Here is a 17,286-nt window from a genome sequence, read left to right as displayed (position 1 = left end):
GGACGCTCGGCACCATGACCGGACATCAGGGCGGACACGCCCACACCCACGGACATGACCACACCGATCTCGACTGGAACGTCCTCGGTCCGCACCTGGAGCACGGCGCCGAGCTGAGCGGTCCCGTCCACCGTCAGGCGGGAGAGTGGATGCGGGAGCGGACCGGCCGGGCCGTGCGCCGGATCCTCGATGTCGGCAGCGGCCCCGGTGTGGTCACCTGCCTGCTCGCCCAGCTCTTCCCCGAGGCCGAGGTGGTCGCGGTGGACGGCAGCCAGGAGCTCCTGGAGCGGACCCGGGACCGCGCCGTGCGCATGGGGCTCGCCGACCGCGTCACCACCCGGTACGCCGAACTGCCCGGCGACTTCGCCTCGCTGGGCGAGGCGGATCTGATCTGGTCCAGCAAGACCGTGCACCACCTGGGCGACCAACGGGGCGCGGTGCGCGAGCTCGCCCGGCTGGTGCGTCCGCGGGGAGTGCTGGCCCTGGCCGAGGGCGGGCTGCCGCTGAACTGTCTGCCGTACGACGCGGGGCTCGGGCGGCCCGGACTGATGGCCCGGATCGAGGTCGTCAACCGGGAGGCGTTCACCGAGATGCGGCAGGCGCTGCCGGACTCCGTGGAGACGGTCGACGACTGGCGCGCGATGCTGACCGAGGCCGGTCTCGACGGGGCCACCAGCCGTACGTTCCTGCTCGATCTGCCCGCCCCGCTGGACACCCCGGCCCGCCGCTGGCTCCAGGCCGAGCTGGGCCACCGGCGCGAGGCCGCCGCCGACCGTCTGGCCGGCGACGACCTCGTCGTGCTGGACCGGCTGATCGATCCCGATGACCCGGCCGGGATCATGCGGCGGTCCGATGTGTTCGTGCTGAGCGCCCAGACCGTCCACAGCGCGGTGCGGACGGGATGAGACGGGGTCAGTCGGTGGTGAGGGTCAGGTTGTAGGCCGCGAGGATCGGATTCACCGGCTGGTAGTACGTCGTACCGCCCCGGGTGCAGTCGCCGGAGCCGCCGGAGAGGACACCCTGTCCCTCGCTGCCGGAGATGTACGGGCCACCGGAGTCACCGGGCTCGGCGCACACATTGGTGCGGGAGACGCCGTTCACGGTGCCCTCGGTGTAGCGCACGCTGGTGTTGTGCTGGAGGATCGTGCCGCAGTGCCAGCCGGTGGTCGAGCCGGAGCGGCAGACGGACGAACCGACCGGCGCCTGCTGCGAGCCGCTGACGACCACATTGGTGTTGTCGGCGCCGACCACCCACGGCTGCGGGGTCCAGTTGTTGTTGGTCTCCACCCACGCGTAGTCGTTGCCCGGGAAGGTGGACCCCTGGAAGGAGCCCTGGGCGACCCGGTTGTACCCGGTGGTGGTGTCCCCGGGATCGCCGCAGTGTCCGGCGGTGACGAAGCCGTTGCGGTCGCCCTGGGTGACCGAGAAGCCGACCGAGCAGCGTGCGGAGCTGTTGATGTAGTACGCGTCGCCGCCGCGCAGATCGTAGAGCGGACGCGGCCGTTCGGCCGACTGCACGACCCGGACCACATCGCGGTCCGCACCGCTGGCGGCGACGAAGTCCGTCGCCCCGGCGGTGTTGGCCGCCTGGACCACCACGCTGTTGCTCTTGACGTCGATGTACCAGGCGGAGGCCGCGTCGACGGCCGGGGCGCGCTGTTCGGCGGCCTGGTCCAGGGCCTCCTTGGCGCTGGTGAGTTCCCTCAGGGTGTGGTCGACGACCGCGGCCTGGGCACCGCTGGCGGTGATGGTGCCCTCCTGGCCCCGGTCGGTGGTGGCGACCGTGAGCTCGGCGGTGTTGCCACTCACCCAGGCGCCGCCGTAGGAGCCGCCGAGGCTCTTGCGCAGACCGGGCTCGGCGGCACCGGCCTGGTACTCGTTGTTGATCCGGGTCTTCGCCTCGTCGGCCGTCAAGCCGAGGTCACGCTGCATGGCGGCGAGCATTCCGGGCGGGATCTCCCGCCGAGGTCCGTGGGTGGGATCTCCCGGGTCGGCGGCGGCGGGGGTGCCGGTGCTCAGGAAGAGGGCGGCTATGGCGATGGTGCAACCGGCGATCAGATCAAGGCCATGACGGCGTCTGCGGGGCATGTTCTGTCTCCTCAGGCGTAAAGAAGGCGGTCACAATGTGTGCCTTACTGATCGCCAAGCGTAATTGTGGGTGTCGAGGACCGCTCGGTGGACGCCTGAGGCCACCAGTGACGCGACACCTGAGGATCCCTGAGGGCCCCTGAGGAGGCGCGCGGGAGAACGCCGCTGAGGGGGGTGACCACAACAACGCCCCGCCGCGTCGTGCGCGGCGGGGCGGTTGAGCCGGTCGGCCGTCCGGCCGGTGCCGGGTCAGGCCACGTTGAAGGTCTCGGGGTCGGGTCCCAGCCGGTTGCCCGCGTCCATCGCCCCGAGGGTGGACAGGTCCTCCGCGTCCAGCTCGAAGTCGAAGACGTCGATGTTCTCCACTATCCGCGACGGGGTCACGGACTTGGGGATCACCACAGTGCCGAGGTCGAGATGCCAGCGCAGCACCACCTGGGCCGGGGACTTCCCGTACTTGGCGCCGATCGCCGCCAGCTTCGGGTCGTCCAGCAGCCCCTTGCCCTGGCCGAGCGGGGACCACGCCTCGGTGGCGATGCCATGACGGGAGTTGAACGCCCGCAGCTCCGCCTGCTGGAGCTGCGGATGCAGCTCGACCTGGTCGATGGCCGGGGCGACCGAGCCCTCGGACAGCAGCTGCTGGAGATGGGTGGGGTGGAAGTTGGAGACCCCGATGGCCTTGGCCCGGCCGTCGGCGTAGATCTTCTCGAGCGCCTTCCAGGTGTCCACGAACCTGTTCGCCTCGGGCAGCGGCCAGTGGATCAGGTACAGATCGATGTAGTCCAGGCCCAGCTTGTTCAGTGAGGTGTCGAAGGCGCGCAGGGCGGCGTCATAGCCCTGGTCGGAGTTCCAGAGCTTGGTGGTGACGAACAGCTCGTCGCGCGCGATGCCCGACGCGGCGAGCGCCTTTCCCGTGCCCTCCTCATTGCCGTAGACGGCGGCGGTGTCGATGCTCCGGTATCCGGCCTCCAGCGCGTGCCGCACCGCGACCTGCGCCTCGGCATCCGGAATCTGCCAGACACCGAAACCGAGCTGCGGCATCCGGACGCCGTTGTTGAGGGTGATGAAGGGGGTCGTGCTCACGAGCGGTCGATCCTTACGTTGCATGCGGATACGTCCTTCCACTGTCAACGATCAACGGCTGCGGCACATTCCCGCCGCTTGTTGAGCCCCCGGTCCGCCGCGGATGGCCGGCCGGGTTTCATACCGTGCGCCGGTGGGGCGAGGTCCAGGTCACCGAGGTGCCATGAGCGACAGCGGATCCGCGATCTCCTCCCGGAAGCGGTGCAGGGTGTGGCCCTCGCGCACGGTGGCCCCCACCGCCACCGCCACCCGCGTCATCGCCTCGCGCGGCGCCCGGACCACCATGGCCAGCCGGTACGTACCGCCGATCCGCAAGTGGGTGTGGCGGATCTCCCAGCCCGGGTCGGAGCGCAGCTCCCGCCGCGCTTCCAGACAGATCCGCGTCCCCGGGTCGGCCCGGCCGTTGTCGAAGAACCCCAGCCGCGGCCCGAGACGGGCGGCTGGGGCGAACGGCGCGTCATCGGCGGCCTCGGTGCGCTGCCGCGGGGTCATGGCCCAGGCCACCGGCTGGAAGGCGGTGGCGCCGTCGCGCATCGGCTCGGCCGACAGGCTCAGATCGAGGTTCACGGTGTGCAGCTCGGGCTCCGGCGCGTCCCGGGCGCAGGTCACCGAACAGTGCAGCAGGTGGTAGACGGTGCTGTGCGCCTCGGCCCGCAGAAAGGCGGCCAGCTCCGGATCTCCGCCGACGAGCTCCGCCGTCACGGGTACGGAGACCGGCCCGCCCAGGATGACGCGCCCGGTCAGCGCCGGGACGGGAGGCAGGGGTGTTTCCTCGGACGGCAGGGACAAGGTGCGTTCGGGAAGGTCGGGGAGAATGACATCGATCATTGCGTGCCCCCTCAAGCGGCTGAGTTCGGACAAAGCGGCTCAGGTTGTGCATCGGGTCGTGCTCGAAAAGTGGCTCATCGGTGGGTCATCGGTGGCTCGTCAGTGGTACAGCGCCTCGACCTCGACGGCGTACGCCTGCTCGATCGCCTTCCGCTTCAATTTCAGCGAAGGCGTCAGCAGACCATGCCCCTCCGAGAACTGCGCGGCAAGTATCCGGAACGTACGAATTGACTCGGCCTGGGAGACGGCGGTGTTCGCCGCGACCACCGCCCGCCGGATCTCGGTCTCCAGATCCGGGTCCCGGACCAGCTCGGTGGGCGGCAGCTCCGGCTTGCCGCGCATCGCCAGCCAGTGCGCGACCGCCTCCGGGTCCAGGGTGACCAGCGCCGCGATATATGGGCGGTCATTGCCGACCACGATGCACTGGGCGACCAGCGGATGCGCCCGGACCCGCTCCTCCAGGCCCACCGGCGACACCGTCTTGCCGCCGGAGGTCACCAGGACCTCCTTCTTCCGGCCGGTGATGGTGAGATAGCCGTCGTCGTCCAGCGTGCCCAGGTCACCGGTGGCGAGCCAGCCGTCGCGCAGCACCGCGTCGGTGCCCTTGGGGTCGTTGTGGTAGCCGGTGAAGATCTGCCCCCCGCGCAGCCACACCTCACCGTCGTCGGCGATATGCACCGAGGTGCCGGGAATGGGCACCCCGACCGTGCCGTAGCGGGTGCGCTCGGGCGGATTGGCGGTGGCGGCGGCGGTGGACTCGGTGAGGCCGTAGCCCTCGTAGACGGTGACGCCCGCGCCCGCGAAGAACAGCCCGAGCCGCCGCTCCATGGCGGAGCCGCCCGACATGGCGTGCCGGATCCGGCCGCCCATCGCCCCGCGCACCTTGCTGTAGACGACCTTGTCGAAGAACTGGTGCTGCATCCGCAGCGAGGCACCGGGCCCCGGCCCCGTGCCGAACGCCTTGGCCTCCTGCGCCTCCGCGTACCGCACCGCGACATCCACGGCCTTGTCGAACGGCCCGGACCTGCCCTCCGCCTCGGCCTTGCGCCGCGCCGCCGCGAAGACCTTCTCGAAGATGTACGGCACGGCGAGGATGAAGGTCGGCTGGAAGGTCTGAAGGTCGGGCAGGAGCGCCGCGGCCGACAGATTGGGCTGGTGGCCGAGTTTGACCCGGCCGCGGATGGCGGCCACCTCGACCATCCGGCCGAAGACATGCGCCAGCGGCAGAAAGAGCAGGGTGGCCGCCTCGTCGCCCGGCTTGGAGTGGAACGCCGTCTCGAACCGCTGGACGATGTTGTCGCACTCGGCCATCAGATTGGCGTGCGTGATCACACAGCCCTTGGGGCGGCCGGTGGTGCCCGAGGTGTAGATGATGGTCGCGGGCTGGTCGGGGGTCATGGCCCGGCGGTGCCGCTCCACCGTCTCGTCCTCGACCGACTCCCCGGCCGCGAGCAGGTCCTCCAGCGCTCCGGCGTCCAGCTGCCACAGCCGGGCCAGCTGCGGCAGCCGTCCCACCACCGAGCCGACCGTCATGGCGTGGTCCTCGTGCTCGACCACACAGGAGGAGACCCCGGAGTCATAGAGCATCCAGAAGACCTGCTCGGCGGAGGACGTGGGGTACAGCGGGACGCTCTGGGCGCCCAGGGTCCACAGCGCGAAGTCGAAGAGTGTCCATTCGTAGCGGGTGCGGCACATGATCGCGACGCGGTCGCCGAACCGTACCCCCTGTGCCAGCAGCCCCTTGGCGAGCGCCATCACCTCGTCCCGGAACTGGCCCGAGGTCACGTCCTGCCAGTGGCCGTCCGCCGTCTTCCGGGCGAGCGCCACCCGGTGCGGATCGTCGTCCGCGTGGTCGAAGACGGCATCCGCCAATCCTCCGGCCTGGGGCGTCGTCGCCAACGGGGGGACGGTGAACTCGCGCAATACCTGCTCCTTGAAGCCGCTCCGCACAGCGCCGCGACGCTACCGGATCAGGCCACCGATGCGGGAGAGGCCCTATGTGCCCGGAACATGCGGAATGCGCCGCGCCCGGTGAGGTGAAGGGCTGTCAACCGGGGCCTGCGGAGGCGTTATTGCTGTGAGTCGCGTCCTATGCACCGCAGGTGTGGCTCATATGTAACGGATTTCTGCACGGAATCTCTCCGATGGTGGCACACGGCCCACCGGAAACGTGTCGACGGGACGCTTCGCCGATGTCCGCACAGCGGCGTCACAGGGCCGATTTCCGTACAGCGATGCGAAGTCGGGAGGTCCGGACACCGGTCGCCGCGCGCGGCCCGGGGCCGGTGCCGGACCCATCGCGATCAAGCCAGGTGTGGTCACCGTCACACCGGCGGGATCAGGGGATGCACGGGACCAGGGGGCTCAGCGGTGGGCCGACCGTACGCGGTCCAGGGGCAGACGGATCAGAGCGCCCGAGCCAGGGCCGTCGAGCGGGGCGTTGAACTCACGGATCCGGCGGAGTTCGGTATCGCTCAGCGCCCGGTCGTAGAGCCGGAACTCATCGAGATCGCCGGTCATCCGGGACCGGCTGTCCACGGTCTGGCCGAGGTGGACGGCGAAGGGGGCGGTGCGGCTGACGGTGCCGGGGGCGTCGGGCGCGGTGGCGGAGGCGCCGCCGTCCACGCTGAGGGAGAGCCGCCCCCCGGAGCGGGTCAGGGCGAGATGGTGCCACTGTCCGTCGTTGTATGCCGTGCTGGTGCTCACCGACGCGCTGGTGAAGGTGGCGAAACCGTTGACCGTGGTCATCAGCGCCCGGATCCGGTTGCCCGCCGGTTCACCGCGCAGCCAGACCTGAGGCTGCTTGCTGCCGATGCCGCCCATCCAGAGGAAGGGGTGTTGCCCGGAGGTGGCGGAGTAGCGGAACCACAGGCTCACGGTGAAGTCACGGGTGCCCAGCGGCAATGCGTCCCGGTAGGGCAGACGTACGGCGTCGTCGGTGCCGTCGAACGCCAGCCCGCGGCCGAAGCGGCCCTCGGTACCGGACGCTCCGCCGAGCACCGTCGCGGGCCGGGTGCCGGGGGCGCGGTCCTCGGTGGTAGGGGCGGGGGCGCGGCGCGGGCCGAGCCAGTCCTCGGTGAACCGGGCGAAGCGGATCTCGTCGCGTGCGTCGACCGCGCCTCCCTCGTAGAGCAGGCCGACGGTGTCATGGGAGATCGCGGTCATGTCCGAGTAGCCGGACCAGTCGGTGGTGACCACCGCGCCGTCCTCGACACCGTCCCAGCTGCGGCCCTCGTCCCAGGAGGAACGGATCATCATGGTGCGGCGCCGGTCGGGGTCGGCGGGGGCGGAGAACAGCAGTCTGCCGTGGCCGCCGTCGCGCCCTGCGTCGCGGCCCGCGTCGCGCAGCGGCAGGATCGAACCCTGCACCTGCGGGACGGGCAGGTCGGGCAGGGTGCGGAAGGGCGCGCTGAAGCTCTCGCCGCCGTCCCGGCTGATGGCGTAGTCGCGGTGGCCGAGGTCGGTGCCGTCCTGCTCGCGCCCGCTGACGTAGACGGATCCGTCGGAGCGCTCCACGAGCGTCATCTCGGACGGCTTCTGCCGGAAGGTGCCGTCCGCCGCGATCGGGAAGGTGTCCACCGCGCCGATCTTCCAGTGCTTGCCGCCGTCGTCGCTGTAGGCGAGGGCCGCGTGATTGTGGGTGATGCGGGTGCCGTCGTGGCTCTCGGTGTTGACGGTGAAGAGGAGACGGCCCTTGTGACGGCCGTGCCGGAGTTGGATGCCGTGGACCGGGCCGGTGGCGTACCAGGAGTTCCAGGACGGCGGTAACAGGGAGGGACTGAGGTCCTCCGGGGCCGACCAGGTCGCGCCGTCGTCGTCGCTGAACTGGAGGTGCGGGGTGCGGTCACAGGGCACATCGCAGCTCTGGGAGTCGTCCCGGCCCGTGTTGTAGGTGCTGGCGAGCACGATCCGGCCGGTGCGCAGGTCCACGATGGGGGCCGGGTTGCCGTGGGTGTCCCCGCCGCCCTCGTTGATCACCTGGAGCGGGCCCCAGGTGCGTCCGCCGTCGGTGGAGCGCTTCAGCACCAGGTCGATGTCCCCGGCGTCACCGCAGTTGTCCACCCGGCCCTCGGCGAAGGCCAGCAGGGTGCCGTCCTTGGACGTCACCACCGCCGGGATCCGGAAGCACGCGTACCCCTGCTCCTCGGCTGCCTTGAACAACACCTGCTGCTCCAACCCGGAACCGGTACGGGCCGCGGACTCGGATTCCCCCGAGTCCGCGGCCCGTACCGGAAGCGGGGTCAGGGCCAGCGCCGCGGCGGCGAGCAGCACTGCCGCGCGGCGTCGCCACGGTCTGGTGCCGGGGCGGGAACGGGGAATTGACGCCATGGTCACGACCTGCCCTTCGAACGGTCCGCCGGCGCCACCTGGACGGTGGGCGGTAGCTGGACGGCATCGGCATCTGGACATCAGGACGTCAAGACATCCCATGTCTCAGGGGTGACTGCGGCAGAAGTTTCTCGTCTCACGGCCACCCGCCACAAGGACCCTGCGTCATATCTCTGTCGCACAGAGTGGGTTGGGGCCGTCCCGGAGCCGTCCCGGAGCCGTCCCGGGGGGCCGTCCGGAAGCAGGCCGGGGGTCAGCGGGGGAGCAGCACGACCTTTCCGAGGTTGCCGCGGGACTCGATGATCTCGTGGGCCTTCGCGGCGTCCTCAAGGGGAAGCTCGGCGTGCACGGCGGGCCGCAGCCTTCCCCCGGCGAAGAGCCGCCACAGCTCGGCCCGGTGACGTTCATACAGCTCGGGGCGGGTCTGGGCGAACCGAACCATGGTCAGTCCGGTGATGGTCCGCGAACCGGACAGCAGTTCCCAGGCGGGCACCGTGCCGCCGCCGGAGTTGAAGAAGATCAGCCGTCCGCCGGGGGCGAGGGCCGTCAGGGCGCGGGGCAGAACCTCACCGCCGACCCCGTCGAGCACGGTGTCGACCGGCTTGCCCCAGGACTCGTCCCCGTACACCACCACCTCGTCCGCGCCGAGGCGGCGCAGGAAGTCTGCCTTGCCGGAGGAGCCGACGGCGGCGACCACCCGGGACGCGCCCTGGATCCGGGCGAGTTGGACCGCGAGATGCCCGACGCCGCCGGCGGCGCCGGTGATCAGCACGGACCCGCCAGGGGCGAGTTCGGCGGTGGCGAGGGCGGCCAGCGCCACATGGCCGCTGCGGACGAGGGCGACGGCGTCCACGGCGGTCGCGCCGTCGGGGATGCGGGACGCCGTGAAGACGGGGACGGTGGTCACCTCGGCGTAGGCGCAGGAGAACGAGATCCCGACGACCCGGTCGCCGACCGCGAACCCGGTCACGCCCTCGCCGAGCGCGAGCACCTTGCCCGCCACATCCCCGCCGAGCACCCCGGGCAGCGGCGCCGTGCCCTCCCGGACCCGGCGCACCCCGGGCAGGGAGACGCCGATCGCCTCGGTGCGGATCAGCAGTTCACCGGGGGCGGGGACGGGCGGCTCGGCCTCCTCGACACACAGCACCTCGGGCCCGCCGTAGGCATGGAAACGGACACGGCGCATGGATGCCTCCAGGGATCGCCAGGAATCATTGGGTGCCCCAACGGTATCCCATATTCGTGGGTCCCACCAACGTTGGGTGCGCCAAGGTTGGATGGCCCAAGGTTGGTGTCCCCCATGAATTGGCGAGTAGGCTGACGCCATGCCCGAGACCTCGTTCGCCCCCTCCTCGATCCGTGCCCTGCCCAGCTGGCTGCTGGGCCGCGCCGCCGCGCGCGGCCACCGGCTGGTGGCCGAGGCCCTGGCCCGTGAGGGGATGCGGATGATGCACCACGCGGTGCTGTCCGCCGTCGCTGAACTGGGACCGGTGTCCCAGGCGGACTTGGGGCGCAGCCTCGGTATCGACCCCAAGGACATGGTCGGAATCGTGACCGACCTGGCGGGGGAGGGCCTGGTTACCCGCACCCCCGACTCCAAGGACCGCCGCAAGAACGCGATCGCGATCTCGGAGGAGGGGGAGCGGCGGCTGTGGCGCACCCGGCGGCTCGGGGACGAGGCGAACGAGGAGCTCACGGCGGGGCTCAGCGCGGCCGAACGGAAGCAGCTGGTGGCGCTGTTGCGACGGATCGTCGAACCGGGCGAGCCATGCGCACCGGACGGGGACGCGCGGAAGGGCTGACCGCTCAGCGGCCCATCGCCCGGCCTTCAGGCCCCGTCGACCGCGCTCCGCAGGGCGATGCGCTCCTCGCCCGCGTAGATATTCATCGACGTGCCGCGCAGAAAGCCGACCAGGGTCAGCCCCGTCTCCGCGGCCAGGTCCACGGCCAGCGACGACGGCGCCGAGACCGCCGCGAGGACCGGGATCCCCGCCATGACCGCCTTCTGCGCCAGCTCGAACGAGGCGCGCCCGGAGACCAGCAGCACCGCCCCGGACAGCGGCAACAGCTCCTGCTGGAGTGCGCGTCCGACCAGCTTGTCCACCGCGTTGTGGCGGCCCACGTCCTCCCGTACGTCCAGCAGCTCGCCGTCCGGGGTGAACAGCGCCGCCGCGTGCAGTCCACCGGTCCGGTCGAAGACGCGCTGCGCCGCGCGCAGCCGGTCGGGCAGGGCGGTGAGCGTCGCCGGCTCGATCCGCACCGCCGCCGCGTCCGCCGCGTCCGCCGTGTCCTCGCCGTCTGCTGCCAACGACCAGCGCGCGGTGGTCCGCACGGCGTCCAGGCTGGTCTTTCCGCACAGCCCGCACGACGACGTCGTATAGACGTTCCGCTCCAGTGTGATGTCCGGGACGGCGACACCGGGCGCCAGCGTCACATCCACCACGTTGTAGGTGTTGGAACCGTCCTCGGTCGCGCCCGCGCAGTAGACGATGTTCGCCAGCTCGTCCCGGTGTCCGAGCACTCCCTCGCTGACCAGAAAGCCCGCGGCGAGGGCGAAGTCATCACCCGGTGTCCGCATGGTGATCGCCAGCGGTTTGCCGTTCAGTCGGATCTCCAGCGGTTCCTCGGCCACGAGGGTGTCCGGCCGCGCGCTGACCACTCCGTCCCGGACGCGGATGACCCGGCGCCGCTCGGTGACCCGTCCCATGTCGATCAGTCCCGCTTCCGTGTGGGGTTCCGTACTGTTCCATTGTCCGGTACGGGTCCCGTCCGGCAGCGGCCCCGTCGGACACCGGTCGTGGAAGGCCGTGAACACGGCCCCGAGCGGCGTCCAGGGTTCCTCTCAACGCGCGATGCGCTCCACCGCTTCCTTGGCCTCCAGCAGGTCGGCGTCGGTGAGCCGCCGGTAGACCTTGATGGCCTCGATCTTCTTGTCCTCCCGCACCAGCCTCGTCACCTCATCCATGCCGGGCTGGTCCATGGTGATCCCCAGGTGGTCCATGACCAGATCGACCTTGCGCTCGATCCGCGCGGCCCTCCGGTCCAGGCGCCGGATCCTGCTCTCGAAGGCGGGGTAGAGCAGGGCGACGCCGAAAAGCATGACGTACACAGCAATTTCCATGGTCGGCAAGGGTAACTGCACGTCTTCCTCGGAGAAATGAGGAGACACCCAGTACCGGGCCGATCCGCGCGCCCACCACCCGGGGCATCTCCGCGCCACGGGACAGTACCGCCCTTGCGTACGGAACTCGCACGTCACATCACGCTCCGTGGGGAAGACGCATCGACTACCGTCTGGTTCCGCTTTGGCGCTGAGCGTGACAACCGCCCCGCCCCGGGCCCGTGTCATCCCAGGTCGGCGCCGCCCGGGGCGGTGCGCATACGCAGGTGAAACGCACTCCAAAACCTTGGTATCGTTGTCCATGTCGCCGCGGGGGGCCGCGGGACACACCTTGTCCGGGTGGCGGAATGGCAGACGCGCTAGCTTGAGGTGCTAGTGCCCTTTATCGGGCGTGGGGGTTCAAGTCCCCCCTCGGACACTTACCATCTCCCCACGGTCGCTTGTTGACCGTGGGGATTTGTTGTACTTCGGGTCGAGCGTGACCTCGGCAGTCGCGTTCGCTGGGAATTTCGGTTCGGTTCTCCGAGTTGTCGCGGGGGGTCCTGATTCGCTGCGGACACTGTCTCGCTGCCCCCTCAGCGCACTAGGAGACAGGCCCGTTCATGAGCAGCCTCAACCGTCGTCGATTCATTCAGCTGGCGGGCGCCGCAGGTGCTATGTCCGCTCTCTCCGCCAGCATTGCCCGTGCCGCGGAGATCCCGGCGAGTCGGCGTACCGGCACGCTGAAGGATGTCGAGCACATCGTCGTCCTGATGCAGGAGAACCGTTCGTTCGACCACTACCTCGGCACCATGCGCGGCGTACGCGGATTCGGCGATCCGCACCCCGTGATCCTCCCCAGCGGCAAGTCCATCTGGCACCAGTCCGACGGCACGAAGGACATCCTGCCGTTCCGTCCGGAGTCTGCTGACCCCGGCATGGAGTTCATCGAGGACGTACCCCACGACTGGAACGACGGCCACCAGGCGCGGAACAACGGCAAGTGGGACCAGTGGGTGCCGGCCAAGACTCCCGCCGCGATGGCCTACTTCACCCGTGAGGACATCCCGTTCCATCACGCGCTGGCCGAGACCTTCACCGTCTGCGACGCCTACCACTGCTCGCTGAACGGCCCCACGGACCCGAACCGGTACTACATGTGGACCGGCTTCACCGGCAACGACCGCAAGGGCGGTGGCCCGGACCTCAACAACGACGAGCTCGGATACTCCTGGACGACCTATCCCGAGCGGCTGGAGAAGGCCGGGATCTCCTGGAAGATCTACCAGGACATCGGCGACGGCCTCGACGCCGACGGCAGCTGGGGCTGGATCGAGGATGCCTACCGGGGCAACTACGGCGACAACTCACTGCTGTACTTCAACCAGTACCGCGATGCCAAGCCGGGCAGCCCGCTCTACGACAAGGCCCGCGCGGGCACCAACGTCAAGGCCGGCGACGACTACTTCGACATCCTCAAGGCCGACGTCAAGGCCGGAAAGCTCCCGCAGATCTCCTGGATCGCCGCGCCCGAGGCCTTCTCCGAGCACCCGAACTGGCCCGCTCGAACCGGCGCGTGGTACATCGCCCAGGTCCTCGACGCGCTGACGTCGAATCCCGAGGTGTGGAGCAAGACGGCGCTGTTCATCACCTACGACGAGAACGGCGGCTTCTTCGATCACATCGTGCCGCCCTACCCGCCGTCCTCCCCTGCCCAGGGCAAGTCCACCGCGGACCTCACCTGGGAGCTCTACACCCCCTCCGGCGACGAACCGTTCGTACCCGGTCCCTACGGCTTGGGCAACCGTGTCCCGATGTTCGTCGTCTCCCCCTGGAGCAAGGGCGGCGCGGTCTGCTCGCAGACCTTCGACCACACCTCGATCCTCCAGTTCATGGAGCAGCGCTTCGGGGTCCGGGAGCCGCAGATCTCGCCCTGGCGCCGCGCGATATGCGGCGACTTGACCTCCGCGTTCGACTTCGCACAGACCGACACCGACGTACCGGCCCTCCCCGACACGACAACCGGCTACCTCCCGCCGGACAAGGACCGCCACCCCGACTACGTCCCCACGCCTCCGAAGGACCCGGCCCTGCCCAAGCAGGAAAGGGGGCTGCGCATCGCCCGACCGCTCCCGTACGACCTGGCCGCCGACGGCCGCGTCGGCAACGATGGTCGACTGCGGATCGACTTCGCCAGCCACGGCAAGGCCGGTGCCCACTTCTACGTAGCCTCCGCCACCCAGCCGGACGGGCCGTGGACCTACACCGTCGAAGCAGGGCGGCGACTGTCCGACAGTTGGAGCCTGGCACCGAGCAACCAGGGCGCCTACGACTTCTCGGTGCACGGCCCCAACGGCTTCCTGCGACAGCTCAAGGGCCGCATCCGCAGCACGGGACCGGAAGTGTCCGCGCGTCATGGCGGGCGCAACGGCCAACTCCAACTGGTCCTCACCAACAACGGATCCACATCCGTCCGGCTCACCATCACGGACGCCTACGGCAACGACGACCCCGCCACGCACCTGGTCCGGCCGGGCGCGAGCGTCGTCCACACGGCGCGCCTCGAGCACAGCCACGGCTGGTACGACCTGTCGGTGGCCGGTGACCACGATGCCGCCTACCTCCGCCGCCTGGCGGGCCACGTCGAGACCGGCCGAGCCAGCACGAGCGACCCGGCGATCGGCACCGTCTGAGACACACTCCTGACGGCCTGTGCCGTTCGCTCCGAAGCGGGCGGACGGCACAGGCCATCGGCTGCACGGCGGAATCGCGGCCTCTGGGTGTCGGCTCGTGGAGGCGGCGGCCGGAAAGGCAAATGAAGAAAGCAGCGCAGGAATTCCGGACGGGCGGGGAAGGGTCCGCGTCCGGCAATTTATGCTCAAGATTCAATGGGCGCATCCACTGACGCGCCAACGCATGTGCCCTCGGTGGCCTCCGGCTGTTCTGTGGTGACGTACTGGGCCGCCGTGCTAATGGCGGTAATCCCTTCAGCGTCCGAGGGGTGGATCGTGTTACCCGCCCGCGTGGCGGCGGCCGGTATCCCTTCCAGGAGAAGGGGTACCGGCCGCGATCCCGGTGGTGGAGCGGGTGTCAGAGGCGCCGCACCCATGCCGCGGCGCCGTGGCCGATGGCCAGGTAAATCGCTGCGGGCAGAGCGTAGTTGAAGAAGACCCGCACGTTCTCCGTGTCCATCGTGAAGATGTCCTGCGACCACCAGGCGAGCCAGTCGGCCGTACCGTGAACGAAGTCGACGAAGACATTCGCCTGATTCGCGTCGAGCAGGTACAGCAGGATCCACAACGCCAGAAAACCCGCGGCGATGTCCGTGACGGTGTGAATGACCAGCGCTGTCCTGTCTGCCCCGAGACCCCTCCCATTGCCTGTCCGGCGTCGAGGGGCGGTATGGGGAGTGCTGGAGTTGTCGGGGTATGGGTGATGTGCATTGCTGTGGTGCGGACCGTTTTCCGCTCTGTAGTCATGGGGATAACTCATGAGCCTCCTCTTGCCGGACCGGCCCCGCCGAAACCTTCTTCACAGTCGTTTCACACTGGCTTTCTCGGCGCGTTATCAATTCTTCTCAGGTGGACACCCGCCGGCCGGTCGGGGTGATTTTTTGAGGCAACGTCAGCTATTAAATATCTGCGGGTAGTTGTCGTTTCGCGGTGTGGACCGGATGAGCCCTAGTTGTCCGTCACGGAGAACCCGCCGCGGATACCGTTACCGACCACGCCCGGTTTGCGGGCGTTGGTGCCGCGCGGTCTGGTATTCCGGTCGGGAGCCACCGCTGCCATCAGCCAGCTCGGCTGGTGGGGCGCCACCCTGATCGGCCACCTCAACAGCCAGTCATGACCGGCATGACTCGGACCACGGAGTTGGCCTGACGGGACACCTGCTTGATAGTCGCCTTGATGCCGAGGCGGCGGATGGCCTCCTCCAGCCGGGTGTCATGGGTGAAGACAACCACCTGCCGGTGCTGTGCGTAGAGGTCCAGAAGCCGGGCCAGGCCGTCGACCTTCTCCGGGTCCATGGACTGGACCGGGTCGTCGATCAGCAGGAACTTGAACGGGCTGCTCTCATGCGTGGCTCGTGGCACGAACAGGGACAGCGCCAGTGAGTGCAGCTCGCCCTGGCTCATGACGCCGAACGCGGGCGCGTCCACGGCGTCGACCGCGACATCCAGCACCACCTTGCGCGCGTTGGCCGTCCCCGCGAGGCTGACCGAACCCAGCGAGACATTGCTCCGCTCGCACAGCAGCTTCCACACCGTCTGCGACTGGTCGGCGATCGGCCCGAGACGCTCCTCACGCAGCTCGTCCGTGAACTTCCGCAACCACGCCCGCGCGGCCTTGATCTGCTTGATCCGGGGCAACGCCCGCTCGGCGGCCTCGGCGTGCCGCAGCCACTCGGTGAGGCGGCCCACGACGCTCTGCCAACGACCGTCCTGCTCGTCGAGACGCCGTGCGGCGTCCTCGCTCACCCGGCGGCAGGCATCGCCGAGCGCTGCCTCGGCACGCTCCGCCCGGTCCGCCAGCTCCCGCGGCTCCAGCACCGCACGGCACGCGACCCAGTCGCGCCAGAGGGCGGCGAGCGACGGTTCGTCGCCCTGGATCCATTCCGGAACGGGGTGCACCGTGTCATGGACCTCTTGCGTCGCGGCCGTCAACTCCCGTTGTGCTCCCTTGGCCTGGGCCGCCTCCGCCTGGAGTCGCTCGACCTGCGCGCGGGCGCCCTCCGCCCAGCCCCCGTCGAACCGGTCACCGCTGCCGCACACCGGGCACTCGGTGGCGTCGGGGTGGCGGTGGTGATGGTCCAGCGCCTTTTCCAGCAACTCGATCAGCTGCCGTGCGTCCTCCGCCGAGCTGTACCGCAATCCCTCCGCGTCAGCGGCCGCCTTCCGGAGCCGGGCCACGGCGGCGGCCACGGCCACTCGGTCGGGACCCTTGAGGTCGGCCAGGCGGCGCAGCCGGGCGAGCGCGGTGTCGTCGGCCACGGCGGTTCCGTTGAGCAGCAGACGCACCCGGTCGATGTCGGGCCGACGGCCGCTGAGCGCGGTGACCACCTCGGCGGCACGCGGGTCGTCATGGTCGGACAGCTCGCCCACGACGGTCTCCGTCAGCGTCGTGAACGCCGTGACCTCGTCGTTCAGCGACTTGAGCAGGACACGCGCCTGCTTGTCGGTGTCGCTCAGCAGCTCAAGGCCCAGGAGCTGGGCGAGCGCGTCGTGCAGCGCGGTGAGTGGCCCGCTGATCGTCGCCCCGAGCTCGCTGTACGGAAGGAACGGCCGGTACAGCGATATCTGTTCCGGGTCGACGACCTCGTGCAGCGCGGAGGCCGCCCCCTCGACCTCGATGTGGCAGTCGTCCAGACCCGTGCCCGCGGCGGCCGAGCCGCTCCAGCGGCGACGAACGGTGATCGGAGCGCTCTCGCCATCGGCACGCAGCTGGACGGCCACCTGCGGATCGACGTTGTCGTGCAGATTGCGCCAGCCCTGCTTCCAGATCTGAGTCCGGTCCTGCCAGCGGTAGTTGCTCCCCGTCAGCGCCATCTCGGCCGCTTCGGCGAGGCTGGACTTCCCGGAGCCATTGCGTCCGGCGATAACCGTCAGCCCCGGCTCGGGCTGGAGGTCGAGGGTGACAGCGGGCCCGATGCCACGCCATCCGGCCGCCGTGATCGACTGGAGGTAGAGGAGACGGCTGCGCCCCTCGCCCCTGACCGGCGCCTCCGGTACGAGGTCCCGCAGCACCTCCTGCGCCTCGGGTGCGAGGCGGGATGCGGACAGGCGGCCGAGCAGGGTGTCCCGCAGGGACACGGGGGTGGTGATTCCGTCAGGCATCGCTCTGCTCCTTGTGCGGGACGGG

13 protein-coding genes and 1 tRNA gene are annotated in these 17,286 nt (G+C 69.8%); 4 read left to right on the top strand and 10 right to left on the bottom strand.

The genetic code is table 11. The annotated features are described in order from the left end of the window. The first annotated feature begins 14 nt into the window (after positions 1–14). A complete protein-coding gene (locus AC4BEG_RS06470; RefSeq protein WP_490704943.1) occupies positions 15–905 on the top strand; it encodes a class I SAM-dependent methyltransferase in 891 nt (296 codons plus the stop codon). 7 nt (positions 906–912) lie between these two features. Here AC4BEG_RS06470 and AC4BEG_RS06465 read toward each other — a convergent pair whose 3' ends face one another. From AC4BEG_RS06465 to AC4BEG_RS06440, 6 genes are all read right to left on the bottom strand, one after another. Further along, the gene (locus tag AC4BEG_RS06465) at positions 913–2,088 is read right to left on the bottom strand and encodes a S1 family peptidase (protein WP_490704942.1); all 1,176 of its coding nucleotides are present in this window, start codon (positions 2,086–2,088) and stop codon (positions 913–915) included. A gap of 249 nt (positions 2,089–2,337) precedes the next feature. Then, on the bottom strand, positions 2,338–3,171 hold the full coding sequence (locus AC4BEG_RS06460) for an aldo/keto reductase (protein ID WP_490704941.1): 834 nt from the start codon (positions 3,169–3,171) through the stop codon (positions 2,338–2,340). Positions 3,172–3,321: 150 nt separating this feature from the next. Further along, positions 3,322–3,999, bottom strand: coding sequence for a hypothetical protein (locus AC4BEG_RS06455; RefSeq protein WP_490704940.1), 678 nt, complete (start codon positions 3,997–3,999; stop codon positions 3,322–3,324). 99 nt (positions 4,000–4,098) lie between these two features. After that, on the bottom strand, positions 4,099–5,922 hold the full coding sequence (locus AC4BEG_RS06450; RefSeq protein ID WP_490704939.1) for an AMP-dependent synthetase/ligase: 1,824 nt from the start codon (positions 5,920–5,922) through the stop codon (positions 4,099–4,101). 441 nt (positions 5,923–6,363) lie between these two features. Continuing rightward, positions 6,364–8,328: an exo-alpha-sialidase gene (locus AC4BEG_RS06445; RefSeq protein WP_490704938.1), complete on the bottom strand. Its 1,965-nt coding sequence runs from the start codon at positions 8,326–8,328 to the stop codon at positions 6,364–6,366. A gap of 253 nt (positions 8,329–8,581) precedes the next feature. Next, on the bottom strand, positions 8,582–9,514 hold the full coding sequence (locus tag AC4BEG_RS06440; RefSeq protein ID WP_490704937.1) for a quinone oxidoreductase family protein: 933 nt from the start codon (positions 9,512–9,514) through the stop codon (positions 8,582–8,584). 139 nt (positions 9,515–9,653) lie between these two features. Between AC4BEG_RS06440 and AC4BEG_RS06435 the strand changes: the two genes are divergently transcribed. Then, positions 9,654–10,130 carry a MarR family winged helix-turn-helix transcriptional regulator gene (locus AC4BEG_RS06435; protein ID WP_490704936.1) on the top strand — a complete coding sequence of 159 codons (477 nt, stop codon included), beginning with the start codon at positions 9,654–9,656 and terminating at the stop codon, positions 10,128–10,130. 26 nt (positions 10,131–10,156) lie between these two features. Here AC4BEG_RS06435 and fdhD read toward each other — a convergent pair whose 3' ends face one another. Continuing rightward, the gene (fdhD, locus tag AC4BEG_RS06430; RefSeq protein ID WP_490704935.1) at positions 10,157–11,035 is read right to left on the bottom strand and encodes a formate dehydrogenase accessory sulfurtransferase FdhD; all 879 of its coding nucleotides are present in this window, start codon (positions 11,033–11,035) and stop codon (positions 10,157–10,159) included. Positions 11,036–11,170: 135 nt separating this feature from the next. Continuing rightward, positions 11,171–11,449 carry a hypothetical protein gene (locus AC4BEG_RS06425; RefSeq protein WP_490704934.1) on the bottom strand — a complete coding sequence of 93 codons (279 nt, stop codon included), beginning with the start codon at positions 11,447–11,449 and terminating at the stop codon, positions 11,171–11,173. A 333-nt stretch (positions 11,450–11,782) separates the two neighbouring features. Here AC4BEG_RS06425 and AC4BEG_RS06420 point away from each other — a divergent pair. Further along, positions 11,783–11,867 (top strand) — tRNA-Leu (locus tag AC4BEG_RS06420). A gap of 184 nt (positions 11,868–12,051) precedes the next feature. Next, positions 12,052–14,121 (top strand): phosphocholine-specific phospholipase C, encoded by a 2,070-nt coding sequence (locus AC4BEG_RS06415; protein ID WP_490704933.1) that lies wholly within the window; start codon positions 12,052–12,054, stop codon positions 14,119–14,121. Between the two features lie 397 nt (positions 14,122–14,518). On the opposite strand, the gene AC4BEG_RS06410 is transcribed toward AC4BEG_RS06415, so the two are convergent. Further along, positions 14,519–14,920 carry a hypothetical protein gene (locus AC4BEG_RS06410; protein WP_490704932.1) on the bottom strand — a complete coding sequence of 134 codons (402 nt, stop codon included), beginning with the start codon at positions 14,918–14,920 and terminating at the stop codon, positions 14,519–14,521. A 340-nt stretch (positions 14,921–15,260) separates the two neighbouring features. Next, complete coding sequence (locus AC4BEG_RS06405) at positions 15,261–17,261, bottom strand: AAA family ATPase (RefSeq protein WP_490704931.1); 2,001 nt, start codon at positions 17,259–17,261, stop codon at positions 15,261–15,263. Between the last annotated feature and the right edge of the window lie 25 nt (positions 17,262–17,286).

This window comes from Streptomyces sp. JLBJ103, assembly GCF_058215575.1.
Note: the sequence above shows the minus strand (reverse complement) of the source record. Positions and strands in the feature narration are given on the sequence as shown.

Coding starts and splice junctions, on each gene's coding strand:
- AC4BEG_RS06455 (WP_490704940.1), bottom strand. CDS start 3,999: ATGATCGATGTCATTCTCCCCGACCTTCCCGAACGCACCTTGTCCCTG.
- AC4BEG_RS06465 (WP_490704942.1), bottom strand. CDS start 2,088: ATGCCCCGCAGACGCCGTCATGGCCTTGATCTGATCGCCGGTTGCACC.
- AC4BEG_RS06405 (WP_490704931.1), bottom strand. CDS start 17,261: ATGCCTGACGGAATCACCACCCCCGTGTCCCTGCGGGACACCCTGCTC.
- AC4BEG_RS06470 (WP_490704943.1), top strand. CDS start 15: ATGACCGGACATCAGGGCGGACACGCCCACACCCACGGACATGACCAC.
- AC4BEG_RS06445 (WP_490704938.1), bottom strand. CDS start 8,328: ATGGCGTCAATTCCCCGTTCCCGCCCCGGCACCAGACCGTGGCGACGC.
- AC4BEG_RS06440 (WP_490704937.1), bottom strand. CDS start 9,514: ATGCGCCGTGTCCGTTTCCATGCCTACGGCGGGCCCGAGGTGCTGTGT.
- AC4BEG_RS06435 (WP_490704936.1), top strand. CDS start 9,654: ATGCCCGAGACCTCGTTCGCCCCCTCCTCGATCCGTGCCCTGCCCAGC.
- AC4BEG_RS06415 (WP_490704933.1), top strand. CDS start 12,052: ATGAGCAGCCTCAACCGTCGTCGATTCATTCAGCTGGCGGGCGCCGCA.
- AC4BEG_RS06410 (WP_490704932.1), bottom strand. CDS start 14,920: ATGAGTTATCCCCATGACTACAGAGCGGAAAACGGTCCGCACCACAGC.
- fdhD (WP_490704935.1), bottom strand. CDS start 11,035: ATGGGACGGGTCACCGAGCGGCGCCGGGTCATCCGCGTCCGGGACGGA.
- AC4BEG_RS06425 (WP_490704934.1), bottom strand. CDS start 11,449: ATGGAAATTGCTGTGTACGTCATGCTTTTCGGCGTCGCCCTGCTCTAC.